Annotated in this window: 18 protein-coding genes; 11 read left to right on the forward strand and 7 right to left on the reverse strand. The window is 66.9% G+C overall.

Going from position 1 to position 15838, the window contains the following annotated elements; genetic code table 11:
- Positions 1–68: 68 nt before the first annotated feature.
- Positions 69–788 carry an NUDIX hydrolase gene (locus tag AC5Y7E_RS01715; RefSeq protein WP_499947268.1) on the forward strand — a complete coding sequence of 240 codons (720 nt, stop codon included), beginning with the start codon at positions 69–71 and terminating at the stop codon, positions 786–788.
- Here the strand turns inward: AC5Y7E_RS01715 and AC5Y7E_RS01720 are convergent, their stop codons facing one another.
- The gene (locus tag AC5Y7E_RS01720; RefSeq protein ID WP_499917327.1) at positions 789–1544 is read right to left on the reverse strand and encodes a haloacid dehalogenase type II; all 756 of its coding nucleotides are present in this window, start codon (positions 1542–1544) and stop codon (positions 789–791) included. It lies immediately after the preceding gene.
- 51 nt (positions 1545–1595) lie between these two features.
- Positions 1596–2201: a PadR family transcriptional regulator gene (locus AC5Y7E_RS01725; RefSeq protein ID WP_499917326.1), complete on the reverse strand. Its 606-nt coding sequence runs from the start codon at positions 2199–2201 to the stop codon at positions 1596–1598.
- A gap of 119 nt (positions 2202–2320) precedes the next feature.
- Here AC5Y7E_RS01725 and AC5Y7E_RS01730 point away from each other — a divergent pair, with 119 nt between their 5' ends.
- Together AC5Y7E_RS01730 and AC5Y7E_RS01735 are read left to right on the forward strand one after the other, a co-directional pair.
- Positions 2321–2743, forward strand: coding sequence for a nuclear transport factor 2 family protein (locus AC5Y7E_RS01730; RefSeq protein WP_499917325.1), 423 nt, complete (start codon positions 2321–2323; stop codon positions 2741–2743).
- 11 nt (positions 2744–2754) lie between these two features.
- Positions 2755–3792, forward strand: a complete 1038-nt coding sequence (locus tag AC5Y7E_RS01735; RefSeq protein ID WP_499917324.1) for an LLM class F420-dependent oxidoreductase — start codon at positions 2755–2757, stop codon at positions 3790–3792.
- Between the two features lie 17 nt (positions 3793–3809).
- Here the strand turns inward: AC5Y7E_RS01735 and AC5Y7E_RS01740 are convergent, their stop codons facing one another.
- Positions 3810–5036, reverse strand: coding sequence for an MFS transporter (locus AC5Y7E_RS01740; RefSeq protein ID WP_499917323.1), 1227 nt, complete (start codon positions 5034–5036; stop codon positions 3810–3812).
- Between the two features lie 234 nt (positions 5037–5270).
- On the opposite strand from AC5Y7E_RS01740, the gene AC5Y7E_RS01745 reads away from it, so the two are divergent.
- Positions 5271–5552, forward strand: a complete 282-nt coding sequence (locus AC5Y7E_RS01745; protein ID WP_067357681.1) for a hypothetical protein — start codon at positions 5271–5273, stop codon at positions 5550–5552.
- Between the two features lie 59 nt (positions 5553–5611).
- Here the strand turns inward: AC5Y7E_RS01745 and AC5Y7E_RS01750 are convergent, their stop codons facing one another.
- The gene (locus tag AC5Y7E_RS01750; RefSeq protein WP_499917322.1) at positions 5612–6280 is read right to left on the reverse strand and encodes a DUF998 domain-containing protein; all 669 of its coding nucleotides are present in this window, start codon (positions 6278–6280) and stop codon (positions 5612–5614) included.
- Positions 6281–6379: 99 nt separating this feature from the next.
- Here AC5Y7E_RS01750 and AC5Y7E_RS01755 point away from each other — a divergent pair, with 99 nt between their 5' ends.
- Positions 6380–7360 carry an alpha/beta fold hydrolase gene (locus tag AC5Y7E_RS01755; RefSeq protein WP_499917321.1) on the forward strand — a complete coding sequence of 327 codons (981 nt, stop codon included), beginning with the start codon at positions 6380–6382 and terminating at the stop codon, positions 7358–7360.
- Positions 7361–7383: 23 nt separating this feature from the next.
- On the opposite strand, the gene AC5Y7E_RS01760 is transcribed toward AC5Y7E_RS01755, so the two are convergent.
- The 3 genes from AC5Y7E_RS01760 to AC5Y7E_RS01770 are packed head-to-tail and all read right to left on the reverse strand — an operon-like array spanning position 7384 to position 10494.
- The gene (locus AC5Y7E_RS01760) at positions 7384–8601 is read right to left on the reverse strand and encodes a GNAT family N-acetyltransferase (protein ID WP_499917320.1); all 1218 of its coding nucleotides are present in this window, start codon (positions 8599–8601) and stop codon (positions 7384–7386) included.
- A 51-nt stretch (positions 8602–8652) separates the two neighbouring features.
- Complete coding sequence (locus tag AC5Y7E_RS01765) at positions 8653–9864, reverse strand: acyl-CoA dehydrogenase family protein (RefSeq protein WP_499917319.1); 1212 nt, start codon at positions 9862–9864, stop codon at positions 8653–8655.
- 27 nt (positions 9865–9891) lie between these two features.
- Complete coding sequence (locus AC5Y7E_RS01770; protein ID WP_499917665.1) at positions 9892–10494, reverse strand: TetR/AcrR family transcriptional regulator; 603 nt, start codon at positions 10492–10494, stop codon at positions 9892–9894.
- Positions 10495–10718: 224 nt separating this feature from the next.
- Between AC5Y7E_RS01770 and AC5Y7E_RS01775 the strand changes: the two genes are divergently transcribed.
- The 6 genes from AC5Y7E_RS01775 to AC5Y7E_RS01800 all read left to right on the forward strand — a co-directional run bounded on the left by AC5Y7E_RS01775 (position 10719) and on the right by AC5Y7E_RS01800 (position 15703).
- On the forward strand, positions 10719–12047 hold the full coding sequence (locus tag AC5Y7E_RS01775; RefSeq protein ID WP_499917664.1) for an ATP-binding protein: 1329 nt from the start codon (positions 10719–10721) through the stop codon (positions 12045–12047).
- A 436-nt stretch (positions 12048–12483) separates the two neighbouring features.
- Complete coding sequence (locus AC5Y7E_RS01780) at positions 12484–12795, forward strand: PE domain-containing protein (protein WP_499917318.1); 312 nt, start codon at positions 12484–12486, stop codon at positions 12793–12795.
- A 40-nt stretch (positions 12796–12835) separates the two neighbouring features.
- A complete protein-coding gene (locus tag AC5Y7E_RS01785) occupies positions 12836–14017 on the forward strand; it encodes a PPE domain-containing protein (RefSeq protein ID WP_499947269.1) in 1182 nt (393 codons plus the stop codon).
- 96 nt (positions 14018–14113) lie between these two features.
- A complete protein-coding gene (locus AC5Y7E_RS01790; RefSeq protein WP_040630553.1) occupies positions 14114–14428 on the forward strand; it encodes a WXG100 family type VII secretion target in 315 nt (104 codons plus the stop codon).
- Positions 14429–14478: 50 nt separating this feature from the next.
- A complete protein-coding gene (locus tag AC5Y7E_RS01795; protein WP_007771836.1) occupies positions 14479–14766 on the forward strand; it encodes a WXG100 family type VII secretion target in 288 nt (95 codons plus the stop codon).
- Between the two features lie 106 nt (positions 14767–14872).
- The gene (locus tag AC5Y7E_RS01800; RefSeq protein ID WP_499917316.1) at positions 14873–15703 is read left to right on the forward strand and encodes an ESX secretion-associated protein EspG; all 831 of its coding nucleotides are present in this window, start codon (positions 14873–14875) and stop codon (positions 15701–15703) included.
- The last annotated feature ends 135 nt before the right edge of the window (positions 15704–15838 follow it).

The raw sequence follows: 15838 nt of genomic DNA on the forward strand, positions 1-15838 counted from the left end.
CCACTGGGGCCGGCCGCGACCAAGCACGGACGTGCGGCATCGGCAGCGCCTCAGCTTAGGCTCGAGTGGTGACCATCCCTTATGACCAGCCTTTGCGTGAGCGGATCCGGAACAATCTGGCCGGCCACCACCGCCGCGTTGTCACCGATCCGACGAAGCGGCACGCCGCCGTCGCGGTGGTACTGGTCGATTCCGAAGTCGGGGAGGACCGGGTCGATCCGGTGTCGGTCGACGAGTGGAATGCCGGACGTCCGGTGCCCGCCGCCCATCTGGACGGGCGCATGGTCGACGTATCCGGCGGCGCCGCGTTTTTACTGTGCCGCAGGGCATCTCGTCTCAGTTCGCACGCGGCGCAGTGGGCGCTACCGGGCGGGCGCCTCGATCCGGGCGAGACGGCGGTCGACGCGGCGCGGCGGGAACTGCTTGAGGAGGTCGGCGTCGAGCTGTCCGATTCGACCGTGCTCGGGTTGCTCGACGACTATCCCACCCGATCCGGGTACGTGATCACCCCCGTCGTGCTGTGGGGAGGAGGGCGGCTGGAGCTTTGCCCCGCGCCCGACGAGGTGGTGGCCGTTTATCGGGTCGGCCTACACGAACTGCAGCGTGACGACTCGCCACGGTTCATCACGATTCCGGAGAGCCCGCGACCGGTGGTGCAGATCCCGCTGGGAAACGACCTCATTCACGCGCCGACCGGCGCCGTACTGCTGCAGCTGCGTTGGCTGTGTCTGGAAGGGCGAACCGATCCGGTCGACGAGTTGGAACAGCCGGTTTTTGCGTGGAAGTAGCTAGCGTTGGCCAAGCGCACCGAACAGCAAGTTGGCCAACTCGATTAGCGATGCGCCCGAGACGTCGAAGGCGCCGGTGGGTTCGGGGTATGGATCGCCGCTGAGCCCGTATTCCTGCGGCCGGGAGACGAAACCGGTGGCCAGGCCGCTGTTCTGGGCCGCCTCGAGATCGGTGGGATGCGCGGCCACCAGCATCACTTCACCCGGTTCCAGACCGAGCAGACGTGCGGGGGTTTGGTAGGCGCGCGGATCGGGCTTGTAGGTTTTGCCGACATCGGAACCGAGCACCACATCCCATGGCAGACCGGCGTATTTCGCCATATCGACCAGCAGCCCGGTGTTCCCGTTGGACAGCGGCCCGACGATGACGTGCCGCTTCATGGCCGCAATCCCGTCGACGCTATCCGGCCACGGCGGCAGCCAGCGCCACGACCGGGCCAGCGCCTCCACCTCGGCACCCGGCAGCGCTTCGGCAGCGATGGAGAACTTCTCGAACGACGCAAGCAGGTTTTCTTTGTGCAGTACGTCCAGCGACACGAATTCGCGACGGCCCGAAAGGATCTCGGACATCGAGGGCAGGTACCTGCTCCGCCATTCCAGCGCGAACTCCCCGGGGTCGATGCTGAGACGGTGGCGCCGCGCGAAGTCGCGCACTGAGGCGGCGATTCCGGAACGCCAGTCGACGACCGTTCCAAAGGTATCGAATAAAACGGCGCGTATTGCCCGGCCGGTCGAGGGCGATCGGTATTCGGCCATTCCTCAGACTAGCGTCGCGTTCGGCGGCGACCGCTGAATCCCTTCGCGAACTCACCGGCGGGGAGCAGCCCGGCGCCGTGAACGCCCGGCGCGCGCACCGCCGGCCGTCAGACGACGTTCGACGATGTCCAGCGCGCGTTCGGCCCATCGAATGTTCTCCTCCTCGAACGAGATTCCGCGCATCAGCGTCAGGTAAGGGCCGACTCGCTCGGACTCGGTAAGGTACTCGTCCTCGGTGCGCCCGTCGAGCACGCGCTCCCGCAGCCGTTCGTAGCGCTGCACTTTGGCCACTGCCCAGTCCAGCCGTTCGCGAACGAATCCGCGGACCGCGTCGAGGTCTCCGGCGTCGCTGGCTTGGACCTTGACCAGCAATTCGTCGCGGATGACGGACGGCTTCGGCGCCTTGGCCGTGAACTGCCGGATCGCGTCACGCCCGGCCTCGGTCAGCGAGAACATGCGCTTGTTGGGCCGGCGTTCCTGCCGCACGACGCGGGCCTGGATGAGGCCTTGCCCGGCCAGCCGGTCGAGTTCGCGATACAGCTGTTGCGGGGTGGCCGGCCAGAAGTTGGCGACCGAGGCGTCGAATTCTTTCGCCAGGTCGTATCCGGACGATTCGCCCTCGAGGAGGGCGGCCAACACCGCGTCACGCAGCGACATCGGTCGATACTATAACGCGCGATTATTCAACAAAGTGACCAATCGCACTCTGGACATCGAACGCCGCGCGACCTAGCGTCTAATCCACCTACTCAACTAGTTGACTATGCGAGGTCGCGATGCACCCGTTCCGCAAAGCCGTCGAAGAGCGCGATGAGAAGGGCATCCAGGCGATGTTGGCCGACGGCGTGGTCTTCACCAGCCCGGTGGCGTTCAAGCCCTATGTCGGCAAGCCGATCACCGCCGCGATCCTGCGAGGTGTATTGCGAATCTTCGAAGACTTCCGCTACGTCCGCGAGATCCACGACCCCGGCGGTCGCGATCACGCCTTCGTGTTCGAGACCGGTATCGCCGGGGCGCCGGGGGTGAAGATCACCGGCTGTGACTTCCTGCACTTCGACGACGACGGTCTCATCGACGACTTCATGGTGATGGTGCGGCCGTTGTCGGGCGCGACGGCACTGTCCGAAGCGATGGGCGCGCAGTTCGGGCGCATCCAGGAGGAGGCGCTCGAATTGGCCAATCAATCCGGTACCGCGTAGAAGTAATGACCATGCGGATTGGACTGAGCGTCAATTATGCCGGCGGTTTCAAGGACGTGGCCGCCGAAGTGGCCGATCTGGAAAAGGCCGGATTGGACATAGTCTTTGTCCCCGAGGCGTATTCGTTCGACGCGGTGAGCGCGCTGGGCTATCTGGCCGCGAGCACCGAACGGGTAGGGCTCGCCTCGGGCATTCTGCAGCTCTACACCCGCACGCCCACCCTGACCGCGATGACCGCAGCCGGCCTGGACTACGTCTCCGACGGCCGGTTCACCCTCGGCCTGGGCGCCTCCGGCCCACAGGTCATCGAGGGCTTCCACGGTGTTCCCTACGACGCGCCGATCGGGCGGACCCGCGAGGTCATCGACATCTGCCGCCAGGTGTGGCGGCGCGAGACCGTGCAACACCGGGGCAAGCACTACACGATCCCGCTGCCCGCCGACCGGGGAACCGGGCTGGGCAAGCCGCTCAAGCTGATCAATCAGCCTGTCCGCGAGCGCATTCCGATACTGGTTGCCGCGCTGGGGCCGAAGAACGTCGAACTGGCGGCCGAGATCGCCGAGGGCTGGCAACCCATCTTCTATCTGCCGGAGCGGGCGCACCAGGTGTGGGGGGATGCCCTGGCCGCCGGCCGGGCCAAGCGCGATCCCGACCTCGGCGACCTCGACATCTACGCCGGACCCGTGCTGGCGATCGGCGAAAATGTCGAGCCGCTAAGGGAATTCGTCAAGCCGCACCTGGCGCTCTACATCGGCGGAATGGGCGCCAAGGGTAAGAATTTCTACCACGCCCTGGCCACCAAATACGGCTACGGTCCCCAAGCCGACCGGATTCAGGAGCTGTATCTGGCCGGTGACAAAGACGGCGCCGCCAAGGTCGTGCCCGATGATCTGGTGCGAGACGTCAACCTGATCGGTAGCCGCGAGTTCGTCAAGGAACGTCTGGCGGCGTTCCGTGAGGCGGGGGTAACCACCCTCAACGTGGCACCCATCGCATCCACCACGGGCGAACGGGTCAAGCTGATCGAGACGCTGCGCGAACTCGTTTGATCGCCGGTGGCGCCAATTCAGTGTTGCCGGTGGCTATCCCGGCGTAGCCGCACCGCTCTGGTTACCGCTGCCGCCGAGGCAAGCAGTGCCATCGCGGAAAGGATCACCACCGAGGCCGCGGAGCCGACGGTGGCCAAGATCAGCGGAAGCGCGAAGCCGACATACGTGACGACATAGAACACTCCGGTCAGGGCGCCGCGCAGGTGCGGTGGGGCCGCGGCCTCCAGGTCGATCAATCCTTCGCGCAGGCAGAGACCCGAGGCGCAGCCGAGGACAAGCAGGAGGGGGAACCCCAATGCCGGGCTCAGAGTGGGCGGCGCCATCGCGGCCACCGCGTAGCCGAACGCGGCCAGCACCGCACCCGCAGTACCGGCCTGGGGCCCCCACCGCAGCGCGCGGGCCAGTACCTGAACGACACCGCTGACACCGTTGACGAGCAGGGTGGCCGTGCCCGCCGCCATCGGAGCCGCGAGCGCGGTGTGTAGCCGGGTGGGGATCGTGACGAATCCCAGTGTCGCCGAGGCATATACCCACGGCGCAAGCGGCATGGCCCAGCTCAGCGCCCGGCTGAATGCTCGCCCCGCGGGTGCGGCCGGGGCGGTCCGGCCCGAGTCGTCGTTCGTGGCCGGCGCCGCCGCTTCGGTGCGTCGGGCCGCGCCGACGACCGCGAACGTCGCCAACATGAGAATGGCTGCGGCCACACCGAAGGAGACTCCGATGCCGGATCGTCCGGCCCACACAATGAACCCGCCGGCGAACGGGCCGAGGGCGAAACCGGCCGTCAGCACCGCCCCGGCGGTTGCGGCACCGGCGGGGCCGCGCAGATCCGATGCCCACGCGGTGCACGAACTGATGGCGAGGCCCACACCGATCCCGACGACCAGCCGACCCAGCAGCAGGGCGCCCGTGTGCTGGGACAGCAGCATCACCGCCGTGCCCACCAGCGCGGCGGCCGAACCCGTCACCGCGACCGACCGGCGCCCGAGCGAGTCCGACACGCGGCCACCGACGAGCAACCCCGGCAACAGCCCGACGGCGTAGATGCCGAAGATCCCGTCGAGCGTGGCCGTGCTGAGGTGCTCGCTGTCACTGATCACCGGCATCAACCCGACGAAGTGATTGGCGACCCACCCGGTGGCCAGCAGCAGTGCCAACACGCTGGCAAACAGCGCCCGGTCGCCCGCGGGCTCGCCCGCCGACCGCTTGATGCCATCGTTGCCGGTGCGCACATTCGACGAGGTCACGAAGGTTCTCCATTCCCAAACTCGAGGTGTGTGCGTGGCCGACCGACGATGATAGAACGCGACGCCACCGGGGCTGTTATTCCCGCTGGGGGTGATCGCATCGCTGCGTCGGCGCGACACCGCCGGCCCGGCGCCCGCCTGCAAACACGGCGATCACCGGTGCGGGGCTCGCTTCGGGGTTTGAAATCAGGCGATTTGGTCTACTGATACCACTACTCGCACCCAGGAAGGCAAATGATGAAGTACATTGCGGCAGCCACGATCGCGATCTCCGTCTTGCTGTCCAGCGCGTGTTCGGCCTCACAGGTCATCAACACCGGTGGCGACACGAAGTGCAAAGATTTCACCACCCAGGACGAGAAGAAGCAGAACGACGAAGTCAGCAAGATGCTCAAGGACAAGAACGGCGCCGACCCGAGCAATGTGGAGATCTCCGCAACGCGGCTTTCGGCGATGACGTACTGCCAGACACTCGGCAAGCCCGACACCAAGATCTCCGAGGCACCGCACGGCTGACGGCGGCCGCACCGACCGTGATGCCGTTGGCCATCGCGCTGTTGCCTGCTTGGGCAAGCTCACCGATGGGCCCTTGGGGGCCGCGGAGACCCGGATCGTGTGGCGGCGCGGGTAGTTCGCGTCAGCAGACAGGCGGCGGTGAGCAACTGCCAGGCGATGATCGAGTACACGCTGCCGCGCTCCCATACGCCGCCGGGCAGCAGCACCGTCTTCGCCGTCGCGGAATCGACCATCAGCATAGCGATGGAAGAAAACCCTAGGGCCGCAAGCACTTTGGAAGCCAAGCGGTACCAACGGCACTCGGCGAGTGCCGCGATCGCATCGGGTCCGGTCAAGATGGCGGCGTTGCCCCCAAGAATCGCCAGCGCGGCGCCGTCGACGTGCACCGTGCCGCTGTGCACCGTACCGATCACGACGTTACCGACAGCATTCCCGGCGACGACACCCAAAAACACCCTGGCCCTTCGGTTGTCGGGCACCCCCACGATCAGTGACGCGCCGAGCAGGAACAGGATGCCCTGCAAATAGAACGCCGCGTGTATCAAATACCCCCGTGGTGAGTAGACCGTCCGTCCGCGGACCAGCCTGCCGCTGGGGAGGCCGAGATCGCTGATGTAGTCGCGGGCATAGCTGTAGGCGGGCTCGAAGCCCGCCGCGGCGACCGCCTCGAGGACCAGGTAACCGATGGCCGCCACGACCCACAGGGCTGCTCCGCGCGCGCTGGCCACGTTGGGCGACTCCTTCCCGGCGGGACCGGTAAGGGCCGGCCGCTTTCATATTGGCGCCAATGTTTTCACGTGGGGCCGGCTTACCCGCACAATAACGCGATGCGTGCAGTGCGGGAGAACTTGAGAAGCGCGGCCTATCCGAAGCGTGCCGCCGCGGGCGTTCGCCGATGTCTGTCGACTCTCGCGCTGATCGGGCTGGTGGGATGCGCCGCACCGGCGCACAACCCCAGCTCGCCGGCCGCAGGCGGCGAGTTCGCGGGCCCTATCGACATCGGCAACGGCCGGCACCTGTATCTCAAGTGCCTCGGAAAGGGCGGGCCCACAGTCATTTTGGAGTCGGGATATCACAACTCCTCGGATCCGTGGAGTCAGTCCGACACCGCTGCGCCGGCAACGGGTCCGGCCGTGCTGCCGTCGCTGGCCGCGGACCACCGCGTCTGCGCCTACGACCGGCCCGGCACCCTGCGCTATGCCGATCCACCCAGCATCACCGACCGCAGTTCGCCGGTGGCGATGCCACGCAGCGCCCAAGACGTTGTCCAGGATCTGCATGCGCTACTCGCCGCCGCCCGTCTTCCCGGCCCGTACGTCCTGGTCGGGCACTCGCTGGGCGGGCTGTTCATTCGGCTGTACGCCCAAACATATCCCGACCAGGTGCGGGCGCTGGCGTTCGTCGACGCCTTTCCGGTCGAGATACCGGACCTGATGGGATCGGACTGGCCGACCTACCGCCAGGCGTTGGACCAGCCGTTGCCCCAGTTCGCGAATGCGCCGTCGTTTGAGGAGATCGACATCGACAAGAGCGTCGCCCAGGTCGGCGCGGCCCCCGCCTTACCGGCGGTCCCCGCCGTCGTGCTGACCAGGACTGAACCGTTTGCGGTTCCCGGCACCGTCTCGCCGGAGCAGAGCGGGAAATTGGAGCAGGCGTGGCGAGAGGCATCGGCGGATCTGATTGCGCTGCGCCCGCAGACACCGCACCTGATCGCGACCGGCAGCGACCATTTCATCCAGATCCACCAGCCCGATCTGGTCGCGGCCGGTGTACGTCTGGTGATGCAGAGGTCGGAAACGTCCCGATGACCGCAGCCGTGCGCCGGCTCCGCTCAGAAGAACGTCCCGGCATGCGGCGCTTCGGGCACCGCGAACAGTTCATCGGCCACATTCAGCGCCACCGGATCGTCGGCGCGGGCCAGCCCGGCCGCGGTAAGGCTGCGCCAGCTCGTGCCGCCGAGCAGCGCGGCCCCAAGCCCCGCGATCCCGACGCGGATGTCGGCGTGCCGGCTTGTCGGTTCGGCGCCGGCGCCGCTGATCGAGAAGCTCACCGAATTCGTCGACAGCAATGGGTCATTCACCGCGATAGTCACCGTCCCGCCGCCGACATAGGATCGTGCCGTCAGCGCACGCGGGACATCGATGACTCGCAGCCACGTTTCGTCGTGCACAGCGGTGACCTTCGCCGCCCGACAATCGACGAACAGCCACGGCAACACGTCGTCGATCGGCAGCATCCAAAACTGCACTCGGTCAACTAGATCCAGGCCGAGCAGAAAACGCAGCAACCCGAGATAGGCGTCGGCGGACGGCGCGAAGAAATCCTCGACCACGACGGTGCGTTGGTCGCTGACGAACCAATTTTCGGTGCCGATCGGCCGGTAGCGGGCGAAACCGGTCTCGGCGCCCGGTTCGCCATGTGCGGCGACATACCAAGCCCCCGAGGAGGATTCGGCTCGGCGCCGCGTGCTCTCCCACCACACCCCAGGGCGGTCGATGGTTCCGGGACGCGACGGGCGGTTGGCGTCGTAGACGCGGGGCAGAATGTCCCAGACTTCGGCCGTGCCGAGCAACCGCACCGGGCCACCCGGGCCGACCCCGGGGCGAAACGCCGCCCGCGCGGTCGTAACCTCCACGCTCTGGAAGCGACTCGCCACCCCGTAGCCATACCGCTCATAGATGGTGGCCTCCGACGCCCGCAGCGACGCGACGACCTCGCCACGCGCCGCGACGTCGCGGAGCTGGTGACGGATCAATTCGGTGGCGACCCCCCGCCGGGTGAACGACGGCAAGACGCCGATGTGGGTTACCGCGGCGTGGCCCACGGCGGCTCCGCCTGGAAGTGTCAGGCTGCTCGTCACAGCATCCGCGGTGCCGACGAGTTGTCCGTCGACGAACGCGCCGACGGTGCGCCCGGGCTCGAACAGCTTGGTGATCTGGCCGGGCGGCAGGTTCTGCACGGGCGGCAGGCCCACCATCGCGGTGCGGAACAGTTGAGCCGCGGCGACCAGGTCGTCGTCGGTGTCCAGGACCCGGATCTCGGTGGTCATTCGGCCATCATGACGCGCCCTGCGCGTCGGGTCACCCGAATTGCGCGCCTGCTAACGGATCGGCAGCCCGGTCACCGCCCGCGAAATCACCAACCGCTGGATCTCACTGGTGCCCTCGAAGATCGTGAAGATCTTCGCGTCGCGGTGCATGCGCTCCACGGGGTAGTCGCGGGTGTAGCCGTTGCCACCAAGGATCTGGATGGCCTCGTCGGTGACGTAGACCGCGGCCTCGCTCGCGATCAGCTTGGCCATCGAGCCCTCCGCCGAGTCGAAGTTCTGGTTGTTGCGCGCCATCCAGCCGGCCCGCCACACCAGCAGGCGGGCCGCGTCGATGCGGCTCTTCATGTCCGCCAGCTTGAACGCCACCGCTTGGAATTCGCCGATCTTGCGGCCGAATTGCTCACGCTGGCAGGCATAGTCGAGTGCGTACTCGTAAGCGGCCCGCCCCACGCCGACGGCCATCGCCCCGACGGTGGGCCGGGTGCGCTCGAAGGTCTTCATGGCCGCCTGGCCACCCGTGGAGGCACCGGACTTGACCCGGGCGATCCGCGCCTCGAACTTCTCCCGGCCGCCGAGGATGGCGTCCTCGGGCAGCCGGACGTTGTCGAGCACCACCTCGGCGGTGTGCGACGCCCGAATGCCGTGCTTCTTGAATTTCTGGCCCTGCGCAAGACCTTTGGTGTCCGGCCCGATGACGAAGCTCGCCTGCCCGCGGGTGCCGAGTTCGGGATAGACGGAGGCCACCACGATGTGCACGTTGGCGATGCCGCCGTTGGTGGCCCAGGTCTTGGTGCCGTTGAGCACCCACTCGTTGGTCGCCTCGTCGAAGCGAGCGCGGGTGCGGATGCCGCCGACATCAGAACCCGCGTCGGGCTCCGACGAGCAGAAGGCGCCGAGCTTGGGCTCGTCGGCCGTACCGAACATTTCGGGCAGCCAGCGCCCCAGCTGTTCGGGAGTTCCGTTGCCCGCCAACGCCGCTGCGGCCAGGCCGGTGCCCATGATGGACAGCGCGATGCCCGCGTCACCCCAGAACATCTCCTCGAACGCGGTCAGCATGCCCAGGCCGGTGGGCTCGGCCGCCTGCTGCGCGAAGAAGTCGGGGGAATACAGGCCGACCTTTGCGGCTTCCTGGATCACCGGCCACGGCGTTTCCTCCCGTTCGTCCCACTCGGCCGCGGCCGGACGGATGATGTCGGCCGCGAACTTGTGCACCCAGTCGCGCACCTCGATCACGTCGTCGGACAGTTGCAGTGAAAATGTCACAGCTGTGCTCCTGAAATAGGTTGCGTATTAACGGTTTCGGTATTGGTTGAGAACGCTGACCGTTTGGTTGACCCACGCCTCGAAATATCGCTCTTCATCGGTGTTTCCGGGCAGGCGGCCGGTGAGGGCCTGCAGAGTCGCGGCGTACGACAGCGATCCGATCGCGACCGCCGCGGCCGCTTCGGGATCGGGAATGCTGGTGCGGCCGGACCGGTTTAATGCCGACAGTTCGTCGGCGAAGCGTTGGTAGGCGTTGTCGGTGATGACCTGCCACGTTTTTTCGTCGAGATCACCGAGCTCGTCGGGTTCACGCAGCATGACCTTGAGCAGATCTTCGCTCTGTTTGAGGTTGCTCCAGATCAGCTCGCCGGCGATGCGCACCGCCCGCTCAACGCTGCCCGGTTGTCCAGCGTCGTATTCCTCTCGCGCGGCCACGATGCTGTCGATGCGGTGCGCCACCGCCGCCTCGAGAAGCTCGCGCTTGGAGCCGAAGTGCTTGTAGAGCGCGCCCGAGCCGGGCGCCAGGCCCGATTCCCGCTGGATGTCGGCCACCGACGTCGCCGCGTAGCCCTTGGCGGCAAAGAGCCGCAGCGCCGCCGACAGCAATCGGTCACGGCCGGAGGCGAGCATGGTGAGAGAGTACTCACTCACCCTGGTCACGGCAAAATCGGGCGGGTTCAAGCACGTGGCGGAGGAGGTGGCGAGGCGGCTGGCGTTAAATTCTTGCGAAACGCCACCGCGCTTGATCGCGCCGGACCGGTACTGCTGTGAGGGTTGTACTCAGGTTGGTTGACCAACGATCAGCACCACCGAAGGAGCCTGACATCCGCGTCCTACCGCGCGTGCAGCTGCCCATGCGGGTGCTGTCGCTGCGCACGATCGTCATCGTCGCCGCCATATCGGTGATGACCCTCGTTGTGCTGCTGGGCACCTGGGTGTGGGTGGGGGTGACCAACGATCAATACAGCCAGCTCGATCGGCGGCTCGATTCGGTCAGCAGCCTGGGTGACATCAGCAGCCTGCTCAACAACGCGGAGCACACCAACCCGGACCGCCCCGCGCCGGATGGCAACCTGGTGCGCACCGCCCGCATCGGCGGCGTGACCGTGTCGGTGCCCAACAGCATCGTGTTGCCCCGGCTTCCCGACGGCTATGCCAACACCACCATCAACGGGGTGCAGTACCGCGTCCGCACCTTCACAGCGGGCCCCGCCTCCATCGCGCTGGCCGCTCCGCTGGCCGAAGCTCAGCACCGGATCAACGAACTGCACCTACGGGTGCTGCTGATCTGTGCCAGCGTGATCGGCGGCACCGTCGTCGTGGGCTGGGTGATCTCGTTGATCATGGTCAATCCATTCCTGCTGCTGGCCCAACAGGCCCGCGCGATCAACGCCCAGTCGAGCCCCGACGAGGTTCAGGTTCGCGGCGTGCGCGAGGCCGTGGAGATCGCCGAAGCGGTCGAGGGAATGCTGGCCCGCATCGGCAAGGAGCAGCAGCGCACCAAGGCCGCGCTCGAATCGGCCCGCGACTTCGCCGCGGTCGCCTCCCACGAGCTGCGCACCCCGTTGACCGCCATGCGCACCAACCTGGAGGTGCTGTCCACCCTGGATCTGCCGCTCGAGCAGCGTCACGAGGTCATCGGCGACGTCATTCGCACCCAGAGCCGCATCGAGGCGACACTGACCGCGCTCGAGCGGCTGGCCCAGGGTGAGCTGACGACCGTCGACGATTTCGTCCCGTTCGACATCACCGAGCTGTTGGACCGTGCCGCGCACGACGCACTCCGCATCTACCCCGACGTGGACGTGTCGCTGGTGCCCTCGCCGACGGTGTTGATGATCGGATTGCCCACCGGGCTGCGGCTAGTGATCGACAACGCGCTCGCCAACGCCGTCAAGCATGGGAATGCCCGCAAAATCCTGCTGGCCGTTGGCAGTTCCGGCGAGGGCGTCGAGATCACCATCGACGACGACGGCACCGGTGTCCCCGAATGCGAACGCGCCACCGTCTTCGAACGGTTCACCCGAGGCTCGACGGCGTCCCGATCGGGCTCGGGGCTGGGCCTGGCGCTGGTCGCCCAACAGGCCGAATTGCACGGCGGCACAGCGGCATTGCAGACCAGTCCGCTCGGAGGCACCCGGTTGTTGTTGCGGCTGGCCGGCGATGGGCGCGGTCCGGCATAGCGGCGGATAGCTGGGCGCCGCCGTTATTTCAGGCCGAAAAAGTTCCCATCGGGACGCCGAAAAACAGGCGCGCCCCGGGCATTGGCTATGCCGATCTTCGGCAATAGCCCCGCAATTACCAGCGGCCTTTTCGTAGGGACATTCGGCATCAAACTCGCAGCGTTATGCCGTCGCCTTCCGCGACGCTCGCAAAGGCCGTGACCCGGGCGCACCAGGTAACCGAGGTGCCTTTGTGACAGCCGAGTCCTGAGAGGCGGCTGAGGTTATCACCGACTCCTTTTGGTAATCCAGTACTTTCACGCTTGGAGCCGGCGCCGCTAAACAAAATCCTGCGGCCTAAGCCGGTCCCGACCGGAGTGAATAACACGATCACCGAAATCCCATTACACTATGGCCCCAAGCACCCGGATTTGGGTTGAGCGTTCGGAGGGAAATCATGGGTCCTGTCACGTCGGTGCAGTCAGAGGCGGTGCTGGCGTCGGCCGGCGCCGAGACGGCGATCAGCGCGGAGACCGAGGCGGCGGCTTCGGCTGCCGCGCCCGTTCTGCTCGGTGTGCTGCCGATGGGCGGCGATCCGGACTCGGCCATGTTCGCGGCGGCGCTTAACGCCTGCGGCGGCAGCTACCTGGGCGTAGTGTCTGAGCACGCCGCCCAGCGCGGCCTGTTCGCCGGCACGCAGAGCATCGCCTCGAGCACGTACGTCGTCACGGAGCTCATGCGCAGCTTGACGATGGCAATCGGGGCTTAGTCACCAGGTTCCCAGCGAGGCATTAAGGGGGGAAGTACGCATGGCCGATCCGGGATGGGCTGCGCGTACGCCTGAGGAAAACGACATGCTGCTCAAGGCGGGGGCCGGCGTCATCACCCACCTGGCGAACCAGGCCGCCTGGACTGCCTTGGCGGCCACCCATCACGGCTCCAGCATCGCGTCAACGATCAACACCGTCGCGACGTCGGCGAGCTGGACGGGCTCGGGTTCGTTGGCCTCGGCTGCCAACGCGACCGCGCTGAACGCGTCGCTGCACGGGCTGGCCGGCTGGGTCGACGTCAAGCCGGCGGTGGTGTCGACTGCGGTCTCGGCGTACCAGATGGCGTACGGCTCGATGCGCCCCGCTCCCGAATGCATCGGCAACCGCACCGAGACCGCCGCCGACTACGGCATCAACCCGCTGGTCCTCGGCGCGTTGACCCCACGCATCACGTCGCTGGAGCTCGAATACTTCGGGTCGATGTGGCCGAACAACTCCGCGGTCGGCGCCAGCTACGGAACGATCCTGACGGCCCTGTCGCAAAGCCTCACCATCCCTCCGCCGATCGCATCCATGGGCGCATCGCCGGCCGCGCCCGCGCAAGCGGCGGCGGCGGTCGGCGAGTCGGCGGCGGAGCAGGGGGCCGGCGACGGCATGCGCGCCGCCTTCCAGGGCGCCCAGACCGGGACGCAGGGGGCCGGTCAGGCCGCCTCGGGTGGGCAGGACTTCATGAGCCAGGCCAGCACGCTGATGCAACCGGCGCAGCAACTGATGGGAGCGGTCCCGCAGGTGATGCAGGCCCCGATGCAGATGATGCAGGCGCCGATGCAGATGATTCAGCCGCTGATGGGCATGTTCGCCAATCCCGGCGCCATGGGCATGGGCGGAGCGGCGCCGGCCGTCTCGGCGGTCTCGGCCACCACCGGACTGTCCGCGGCGGAGGCCGGGGCCGGCGGCGGCGCGTCCCTGGGTGGCGCCGGCATGCCCGCAACCAGTTTCACCCGTCCGGTCAGCGCCTTCGAGCCCGCGACCGGCGGCCGGCCGGTAGGGCTGCGGCCGGCCGGGGCCTTGGGCGCCGAGGCCATGCGACCGCAGACGACGTCGATGGGCGGTGCCCCGATGGGCGGTATGCCCGTGGGTCACGGGGCGGGAAGCGACCGCGGCTCGCGTGACAAAGCCGACCAGCCCACGACCGTGCGAGTCGTCGACGCCCGAGTGTGAACCACTGGTGAAAGGTGAATCGACAGGTCCAATTAGCCGCCATACACTTCGCTTCATGCCCACACGGGGGGCGGCCCACCGGAGAAGGAGAATTCCGTGACAATCAAAGTAACACCGCAAATGCTTCGCGATGCTTCCAACGCCATTCAGGCGAACATGGAGCACGCGATCGGGATTGGCCAGGGATACGTCGCGAATCAGGAGAACGTGATGAATCCGTCCACCTGGTCTGGCTCGGCGGTGACGGCGTCACACGCGACGGCCATCGAAGTTCAGAACGACTTGAACAAGGTTTTGACTGGCGGCACGCGTCTGGCCGAAGGTCTTACGAAGGCGGCGGCCCTGATGGAAGGCCACGAGGCCGATTCTTCGCACGCCTTCAGCGCGCTATTCGGCGGCCACGGCTCCTAAACATCCACTCAGTCGCAATTCCATCAATGGTCTTTTGAAAGGAACTCACAATGTCCGACCCGATCACCTATAACCCGGGAGCCGTCGCGGACTTCGCCACCGACGTCGCCTCCCGCGCGGGCCAGTTGCAGTCGATTTTCGACGACACCTCCAACCGCACGCACGCCCTCCAGGAATTTTTCGCCGGCCACGGCGCATCGGGCTTCTTCGAGGCGCAGGCGCAGATGCTGTCCGGGCTGCAAGGCCTCATCGACACCATCCGCCAGCACGGCGTGACGACGTCCCACGTGCTGGACAACGCGCTGAGCACCGACCAGCACATCGCCGGTCTGTTCTGAGTCCATCCGACCAAGCGAAGGTGGGGCGGCTGCCCCGGGCGCGTGTGCCCCACCTTTGGTCTCCTGTTCACGGGTCGGCCGATTCATCCAGTGACGATGAGGCGAGATGCTGACAACGACGGTGGACGGCTTATGGGTGTTGCAGGCGGTCACCGGGGTCGAGCAAACCTGCCCTGAATTGGGGCTGCGGCCGATGCTGCCGCGCCTGGACACCCCCGAGCGCGCCCGGAACCATCCCGCGGCCGCCGAGCTGGTGGCCGCCGGTGCGCTCGATGAGGCCGGCAACGCCGACCCGATGATTCGAGAATGGCTGACGGTCCTGTTGCGACGAGACCTCGGACTGCTGGTGATGATCGGGGTACCGGGTCGGGAGCCGACGCGCGCATCCATTTGCCGCTTCGCGACGTGGTGGGTGGTCTTGGAACGCCATGGGGACATGGTGCGGTTGTATCCCGCGGGAACGGCCGGCAATGAAGCGTCGGCCAGCGACCTGCTGGTGGGTCAGATCGAGCGGCTGTGCGGCGTGGCCGAGGCGGCACCGCTGAAGCCGGTCACGCTGGACACCGAGCAGTTACTGAACTCGGTGCGCGACGCCGCCAGCCTGCGAACATTCCTGCTCGAACAGCGCCTCGACGCTGACCAGCTGCAGATGGTCCTGACGGCCGCCGATCCGGCGCGGTCCGCGCACGCGAACATCGTCGGGCTGCAGGCCGGCGTGGGGCCGGACGAATTGGCGCGGATAGCCGTCGGCGACTCGACGGTGTCCATCGTCGACACCCCGGCGGGGCGGATCTGCATCGAAAGCGTCACCTCGGGGCAGCGTCAATACCAGATCCTCTCGCCGGGCTCGCGCACGGACATCGGCGGCGCGATTCAGCGGCTCATCCGCCGATTGCCCGCCGGCGACGAGTGGCACTCGTATCGGCGAGTCGTGTGACGCGGCGCTTTGCCATGGGAAGCAAAACGTAAGGGGCGCGACGGAAGCGAACTGACGAAAGTCAGTTAGTAGCCAAAGTCTTGGAATAGCAACATCTGTCGTACTTGCAAAGTTTTTGAACGGGGTAAACGCGGT

It is taken from the genome of Mycobacterium sp. NGS17 (assembly GCF_059813205.1).

What these genes read in the sequence shown, in the direction of transcription:
- AC5Y7E_RS01720 (WP_499917327.1), bottom strand. Translation starts at nt 1,544, where the DNA reads ATGGCCGAATACCGATCGCCCTCGACCGGCCGGGCAATACGCGCCGTT.
- AC5Y7E_RS01725 (WP_499917326.1), bottom strand. Translation starts at nt 2,201, where the DNA reads ATGTCGCTGCGTGACGCGGTGTTGGCCGCCCTCCTCGAGGGCGAATCG.
- AC5Y7E_RS01730 (WP_499917325.1), top strand. Translation starts at nt 2,321, where the DNA reads ATGCACCCGTTCCGCAAAGCCGTCGAAGAGCGCGATGAGAAGGGCATC.
- AC5Y7E_RS01735 (WP_499917324.1), top strand. Translation starts at nt 2,755, where the DNA reads ATGCGGATTGGACTGAGCGTCAATTATGCCGGCGGTTTCAAGGACGTG.
- AC5Y7E_RS01745 (WP_067357681.1), top strand. Translation starts at nt 5,271, where the DNA reads ATGATGAAGTACATTGCGGCAGCCACGATCGCGATCTCCGTCTTGCTG.
- AC5Y7E_RS01755 (WP_499917321.1), top strand. Translation starts at nt 6,380, where the DNA reads ATGCGTGCAGTGCGGGAGAACTTGAGAAGCGCGGCCTATCCGAAGCGT.
- AC5Y7E_RS01760 (WP_499917320.1), bottom strand. Translation starts at nt 8,601, where the DNA reads ATGACCACCGAGATCCGGGTCCTGGACACCGACGACGACCTGGTCGCC.
- AC5Y7E_RS01770 (WP_499917665.1), bottom strand. Translation starts at nt 10,494, where the DNA reads ATGCTCGCCTCCGGCCGTGACCGATTGCTGTCGGCGGCGCTGCGGCTC.
- AC5Y7E_RS01775 (WP_499917664.1), top strand. Translation starts at nt 10,719, where the DNA reads ATGCGGGTGCTGTCGCTGCGCACGATCGTCATCGTCGCCGCCATATCG.
- AC5Y7E_RS01780 (WP_499917318.1), top strand. Translation starts at nt 12,484, where the DNA reads ATGGGTCCTGTCACGTCGGTGCAGTCAGAGGCGGTGCTGGCGTCGGCC.
- AC5Y7E_RS01785 (WP_499947269.1), top strand. Translation starts at nt 12,836, where the DNA reads ATGGCCGATCCGGGATGGGCTGCGCGTACGCCTGAGGAAAACGACATG.
- AC5Y7E_RS01795 (WP_007771836.1), top strand. Translation starts at nt 14,479, where the DNA reads ATGTCCGACCCGATCACCTATAACCCGGGAGCCGTCGCGGACTTCGCC.
- AC5Y7E_RS01800 (WP_499917316.1), top strand. Translation starts at nt 14,873, where the DNA reads ATGCTGACAACGACGGTGGACGGCTTATGGGTGTTGCAGGCGGTCACC.